The following is a 6,243-nucleotide window of genomic DNA, read 5'->3' as shown; positions in this document are numbered from 1 at the left end:
AATAAAAGACCAGCTCCAAGGTGGTATCTACATTAAAAAAATGGGTTTTGGGGTTTTGAAAAACACTGGCAAGCCACTCAGCGATTTGATAGACCTCCATCCCCTTGACCGACTGACCAGCAAGGTAGATATCCCCGGATAGGGAGGCCCGGTCATAATGATGGGCCAAGCCATTTAAGCTGCGAAGGATAGAGGATTTACCACAGCCACTTTGTCCCGCCAAAAGCAGACACTCTCCGGCTGCCAGCTGGATGTCAATCCCCTCCAGACTTTTATCTTGGCCAGGATAGGCTAAGGAAAGCCCCTTTACTTGAACCATATCCAGCCTCCTATCACCAAAATCATAACCCCTGCCAAAAATATGACATCTACGCCCTTACTACTGACCTCTCGGTAGCGGTTTTTTTTCCCGGGCCTGGCAATGCCCCGGGTTTCCGCTGCCATCGATATATCATCGGCCAGGGTCGAAGAGATGACCAAGAGGGGTACCGTCACATACTCTGCATACCTAAGGGGATGGCTTAGGCTGATCCCCCTAATTTTCATGGCCTGACGAATATGACGATGGTCTTCCTTAAAAGAAGGGAAAAAGCGAAACATCACAGCAATGGGAATGCTCAAGGCAGCCGGTACCCGGCATTTATCCATAGCAGATAGGATATGGCCGACATCCGAACTCTTTATCAAGAACTTACCGGCGACAAAGGGCAGGTAGAACATCTTAACCACAAGCAAAAGGGCCACTAACATTTTTATGCCACTAGGCAAAGCCATTACCCAGTCAAAGCCGGGTAAAAAGTATAGCACTGAAAAATAAGCAGGTGCTTTAACGGCGTCCAGCCTATAGCCATTTAGCCAAAAGAAAAGGGCCAGCCAACCGGCCACCCCCCAGCCGAAAAAACCAATCGGGTGTAAAACTGTAAAACTGATTAAAACAGTTCCGCAAAGCTTACTAAGGGGGTTTGGGTTGAAAAAATCCCTTACCGTCTGAGCCACTAGATAATCCCTGCTTTAGAAAAATGCTTTTTCAGCATGGCCCGGCCAATAAGGGCCCCCAGCAAGGCACCGACAAAGGCCCCCAGGTAGACCAGGGCCATATGCGGATAGGTAATCAATCTTTCTAAGCCCTTCACATAATCATCTCCCATCATGGCACACATCTCTAAGTACTCTTCCTTAGCCAAAAGCATTTGCATTAAAGACCCGCAAATCCAGGTATTAAAGACCCCAAAGGCCAGGGCATCAGCCTTGAAGGACCGGTAGGATCCGGTCCGGCGGATCAAGTCGGCTACCAGCATCACCACCAGGGCATGAACTGGTAAAACATAGGTATGCCCCATGGCAAACATGACCAGAGGTGTAATCATCCCTAGGATAAAGAGAGCCCAGGGCTTGGGTACCTTGGCCATAAAAAGCATAATCAATACGCCGCTAACAAGGCCCAGAAGGGTCGGGTAAACCAAAAACAGAATAGGCACCATCCCAATCATGCCCAGCGCAAACATTAAAATGAAATAAACAACGGCAAAAATCCCAATGGTCACTAAGTCCTTGACCTTTAATTGTTGCTTCATAAGTCTCCCTTCTAATAAACAAAGGCTTCTGCTAGGCGATTTTTTTCCAGCAGATTTTGATAGGTCGGTGATATCTTGGCCAGGTCGGCGTGGCTGCCGGTGGCTTCGACGCGGCCGGCGTCCAGGACGACGATTTTATCCACCTTTTCAATGGACTTGAGCCGGTGGGAGATGATGATGACGGTTTTATTTTGAATCAACCGGTTCAGGCTTTCCTGGATGGCCTTTTCATTGGTCACATCCAGGCTGGCGGCGATTTCATCCAGGATGAGGATGGGGGCGTCTTTTAGGATGGCCCGGGCAATGGAGAGGCGCTGGCGCTCGCCGCCGGAGAGTTCGGCGCCGTTTTCGCCAATGGGGGTGTCAAAGCCTTGGTCTAAGCGGCTGATGAAGTCCATGCACTGGGCGGCTTCGGCGGCCTGGCGGACTTCTTCATCTGTAGCATCCGCCCGACCAATCCGGATATTTTCCATGACGCTGCTGTTAAAGAGGGTTACATCCTGGAAGACAATAGCAATATGGCGAAAGAGGGTCGATGCGGCAATGGTCTTGATATCCTGGCCGCCGATGGTGATTTTCCCGCCGTCATAGTCATAGAGCCGGGACATGAGCCGGAGGATACTGGTCTTTCCACACCCGCTGGCCCCGACCAGGGCGGTGACTTCTCCCTGCCGGGCTGTAAAGCTGACCCCCCGTAAGACGGGGTTATCCCGGTCATAGGCAAAGGTCACGTCTTGGAAGGCCAAGTCAAAATTGGTCAGCTGGACGGCTTGACCGGCCTGGACCGGGGTCTTGCGGATGTCCTTGATCCGGTTCACCCGGGGGCCAATATGCAGCATTTCCAGGTAGCCTTCTTTAGAGGCATCTATGGCTTCCTTCACCTTAATGGCGGCCAGTAGGTAGCCCAGGAGGTAGAGGAGGGAAATATCGCCGGCCATGAGCCGGTTAATCCCAACCACCATAACAACCCCCAGGGACATATAGGAAAAGAGGTTGGAAAGGCCCATGGCCAGGAGGCTTTTGGCCTCTGTCCGGATATGAATTTTCTCGCTTTCATCCATTTTTTGGAAGAGGTCCGCCTTGACTCGGTCAACCAGGTTAAAGCTTTTGATTTCCTGCTGGAGCTCTATGGTTTCCTGGAAGGCTTCCGAATTCCGTCGCAAAATATCGTAGTAGCCCTTGTTGCCGGTGCTGACCATTTTACGCGAGACCGGTAAAAGCATAAAGCTAAACAAGAGGGGCAAGACCACCGCCAGGCCCAGTTGCCAATGACCGATGATCATTAAGATAGACATCAGTGGAAAGAATATCGCCATGGCCATGGCCTTAGGGATGGAATGGCTCAGGGCGTGTTCAATAGCCGCCACATCTTCCATAATGCTTTGGGAAAGGTCGGACAGGTCATGCTTGAAAAAGTAGGATAAGGGCAGGTCAGCCATTTTTTCGGCCAGTTCCAGGCGCAGGTTGGCGCTTTCCCGGTAGGTGGTGTTGTACATCCGGTCATACTCTACCCGCATCAGGAGGTACATGGCGATGAGGGTCAGGATCGAGATGCCGGTATAGATATAGGGGTTGCGGGCGTGACCCAGGACCAGGTCATCCATAAAGAGCAAGAGCAAAAAGGCCGGCACCATATTGATGCAGTAGACCCAAAAGCAGGCCCGGGTGGCCTGGCCCAGGTCACTGGCCCCGGCCTCGGTCAGGGCAAAGGTATTCTTAAAGAAGGCTTTCATAACCGACCCTCCATTCATTGGCCTCTTGGTAGAGCTTCATAAAGTGTTTATACCGGCTGTCCCCTGCCATAAGGGCGGCATCCGTCCCCCGCTCAACAATTTCCCCGCCCTCCAGGACCAGGATTTCATCTACGGCCCGAATGCTGGACAGGCGGTGGGCAATCATAATGACCGTTTTGCCCTGCATAAGCTGTTTAAAGGCCTTTTGCAGTTCATGCTCATTATCCGGGTCAACGGCAGCACTGGCCTCATCCATGATGATAATCTTGGCATCTTTTAAGAGGGCCCGGGCAATGGCAATCCGCTGCTTTTCGCCGCCGGACAGGTAGACACCGGCACTGCCGATCCGGGTATTTTCCCGGTCGGGAAACTTATCTAAAATACTGTCACAGCCGGCCAGGTGTAGGGCCTCTAAGACTTCGGCCCGGCTGGCATTGGGTTTGGCCAGGGCCACGTTCTCATAAATGCTCTGCTTAAAGAGCTTGGCATTTTGAAAAACAAAGGCAATGGTTTCAATAAGGGCCGCCTGCCGGTAGCTTTCCAGGGGCTTGCCACCGATTTTAATCTGCCCGCCATCGACAGCGTAAAAGCCTGAGATGAGCTTGGCAATGGTCGACTTCCCGCTGCCGGACCCGCCGACTAGGGCATAGGACCGGCCCTCTTGCAGGCTAAAGCTGAGGTCCTTAAAGACCTGCTTATCCTTATAGGCAAAGTCCACCCGGTCAAATTCAATATCATAGTTGTCAAAAACGTCTTCATGACCAAAGGTCAATTGGTCTTCCTGCATGGCGGTATAGAGGGCTTCTAAGCTATCGACTGCATAGTTAGCCTGGAAATCATAGGTAGATACCCACATAACCCGCATAAAGGCCACAAAGAGGACACCGCTAAAAAAGAGGACCATCATCAGGTCCACAGCCAAAAGAGCCGGATCGCCGAGGGCACTGCCAACAAAGGGCAGGGGGACCATTAAAAGGGCCAGCAGGCCGAAGAAAAGCCACTGGTAGAGGACATAGGGCCCCTTGCAGCTTTGGCTGTAATCATAGGCATATTTGGAATAATCCTTGATGGCCTTATAGAGGGCCTTGAAGGAATCTACCCGGGCGCCGAATATTTTTACCACCGGCATTCCCCGGACATATTCCACCGATTCTGCACTCAGGGTAGCCAGGGCCGCCTGGTAAATCTTCATAAATTCCTTCTCGCCCATCATGGCCTTGAGCAAGAGCCCAGCAGAAAGGGTTAAAAGGACCAGTACCAACCCTACCCGCCAACCCACAAAGAAGCTGGCAATTAAGAGTAAAAGCGGCGACAGGATGGCCTGGGTCTGGTCAGGAATCAGGTGGGCCACAGCCTGGTGGGTCTGGGCTGCATTGTCGTCGATGGTTTTGCGGATGGCCCCACTGGGGTGGAGGTCAAAAAAGCGGAAGCTGGCCCCGGCCAAGCCCTCTATCCCGTGCTTCCGCAAGTTACTTTCCAGGCGGAAGGCCAGGACATGGGAGCAGGCGCCGGAGACCAGGTAGACCAAGGCCCCCAGGGTTAAAAAGACGACTGTCCGGACCGCATAGGACCGGGCCAGGGCCAGGTCTCCGGCCACCACTACACTGTCTAAAAAGCGATAAATCAAATAATAACCGTAAACCGTTGCCACAGCCGACAGGGCGGAGCAAAGGATGGCCAGGATTCCCCACCCCCTTTTCTCCTTGGCATAGCGGAATAATTTTCTATAGGTCTTCATAACTACCTCCTAAACTATTCTATTTAGACGCCCCTATTGACCAGGCCCTTTTGGCCTAGCCAGATGGTCTTATTTGAAAGGCTTTGTAGGTGCCTCTTCTAGTTAGATTGTACATCGCTAACTTTTTTGTTACAATATGGTTACCGGATTAAGGTCTAACCGAGATAATGTCTAATCGTGACAGAAAGGAGAAAATCATGAAGTCCTTTGACGACCTAGTGGCCTGGTACCTGGATGATGCGGCGCCAACCGGTGCTGCCTTTTCGCCGGCCGGCAAGGCCTTCACTGCTGACCGGGAAAACTATCGGGGCAGGTATTGGTACTACGATACCCAAGACTTTACCATTGATATTCACGACATGGCCATCAAGAAGGACTACGTTGAATCCATCAGTGAAGACCTGAGCGAATACGTCCTCCTCTCCTCGGCCTACATCATCAGCGGCAGTGGCGAATGGCTGGACCCCTACCAGGTCATTGAGCCGGACTCCCTTTTTATCTTTGATACCACCCTGCCGACCGACCGCTGCCTCATGCATGGCCATTCCATCTATAAGGCGGTAGGGGTCCGCTTCAAGGAAAACATGATGGCCAAGGTAGGCTTGACCAACCGTTTTCGAAACAAGGACCAGCTCATGCGGATTTTTTATGATACCCGGACAGAAATTACCCGACCCATCCGCCACTTGGCCCTGGATATCCTCCACTGCCAGATGGATGGCACCTCAGCGGACTTATTCTTTAACGCCAAGGCCCATGAATGGCTGGCCATTACCCTCGATGCCTATGACCGCCATAAAAATAAACGGCCCCTGCCAGCCGGTGACCAGGTCGCCATTGAAACCGTTGCCCGCTACATCCAGGACCACTATGCCTTTGATATCAGCCAGTCCTTTTTAGAAAAACTGGCTGCCATGAGCGGGACCAAGCTCAAGGCCTGCTTTAGGGACCGCTACAATATGAGCATTACCGAGTTTACCCAGCGCAAGCGGATGAATATTGCCGAAAACCTCCTCCTCACCACGGACATGGCTATCGCCGATATCGCCAAGGCTGTTGGCTACCAGTCGCCCAGCCGCTTTAGCCTCTTATACAAGCGCTACAAAAATGCCTCGCCCAGTGCCGTCAGAAAAATCGCCAACCAATAAAAAAAGCGTCCTAAATGAACTGACCCCCTAAAGTTGGACCAAGAAATCCG

General features: G+C 52.0%; 6 protein-coding genes. 1 reads left to right on the top strand and 5 read right to left on the bottom strand.

Annotation, left to right across the window (positions count from 1 at the left end):
- The 5 genes from ACLGL1_RS09700 to ACLGL1_RS09680 form a co-directional block, all read right to left on the bottom strand.
- The coding region (locus ACLGL1_RS09700; RefSeq protein WP_411008473.1) for an ATP-binding cassette domain-containing protein at window positions 1-319 on the bottom strand (319 nt) is incomplete at its 3' end.
- Window positions 307-885 (bottom strand): energy-coupling factor transporter transmembrane component T, encoded by a 579-nt coding sequence (locus tag ACLGL1_RS09695; protein ID WP_411008474.1) that lies wholly within the window; start codon window positions 883-885, stop codon window positions 307-309. The genes ACLGL1_RS09695 and ACLGL1_RS09700, both read right to left, overlap by 13 nt.
- Before the next feature lie 110 nt (window positions 886-995).
- Window positions 996-1,574: an MptD family putative ECF transporter S component gene (locus ACLGL1_RS09690; RefSeq protein ID WP_411008472.1), complete on the bottom strand. Its 579-nt coding sequence runs from the start codon at window positions 1,572-1,574 to the stop codon at window positions 996-998.
- Window positions 1,575-1,585: 11 nt separating this feature from the next.
- Window positions 1,586-3,307: an ABC transporter ATP-binding protein gene (locus ACLGL1_RS09685; protein ID WP_411008471.1), complete on the bottom strand. Its 1,722-nt coding sequence runs from the start codon at window positions 3,305-3,307 to the stop codon at window positions 1,586-1,588.
- Window positions 3,291-5,045, bottom strand: a complete 1,755-nt coding sequence (locus ACLGL1_RS09680; RefSeq protein ID WP_411008470.1) for an ABC transporter ATP-binding protein — start codon at window positions 5,043-5,045, stop codon at window positions 3,291-3,293. Before ACLGL1_RS09680 ends, ACLGL1_RS09685 begins: the two co-directional genes overlap by 17 nt.
- A 197-nt stretch (window positions 5,046-5,242) precedes the next feature.
- On the opposite strand from ACLGL1_RS09680, the gene ACLGL1_RS09675 reads away from it, so the two are divergent.
- Window positions 5,243-6,193: a helix-turn-helix domain-containing protein gene (locus ACLGL1_RS09675; protein ID WP_411008469.1), complete on the top strand. Its 951-nt coding sequence runs from the start codon at window positions 5,243-5,245 to the stop codon at window positions 6,191-6,193.
- Window positions 6,194-6,243 lie beyond the last annotated feature (50 nt).

Origin of the sequence: Peptococcus simiae (assembly GCF_046569735.1) — a bacterium.
GTDB lineage: Bacteria > Bacillota > Peptococcia > Peptococcales > Peptococcaceae > Peptococcus > Peptococcus simiae_A.
The sequence above is the reverse complement of the archived record's forward strand: the minus strand, read 5'-3'. Positions and strand labels throughout refer to the sequence as shown.

Coding starts and splice junctions, on each gene's coding strand:
- ACLGL1_RS09690 (WP_411008472.1), bottom strand. CDS start 1,574: ATGAAGCAACAATTAAAGGTCAAGGACTTAGTGACCATTGGGATTTTT.
- ACLGL1_RS09685 (WP_411008471.1), bottom strand. CDS start 3,307: ATGAAAGCCTTCTTTAAGAATACCTTTGCCCTGACCGAGGCCGGGGCC.
- ACLGL1_RS09680 (WP_411008470.1), bottom strand. CDS start 5,045: ATGAAGACCTATAGAAAATTATTCCGCTATGCCAAGGAGAAAAGGGGG.
- ACLGL1_RS09675 (WP_411008469.1), top strand. CDS start 5,243: ATGAAGTCCTTTGACGACCTAGTGGCCTGGTACCTGGATGATGCGGCG.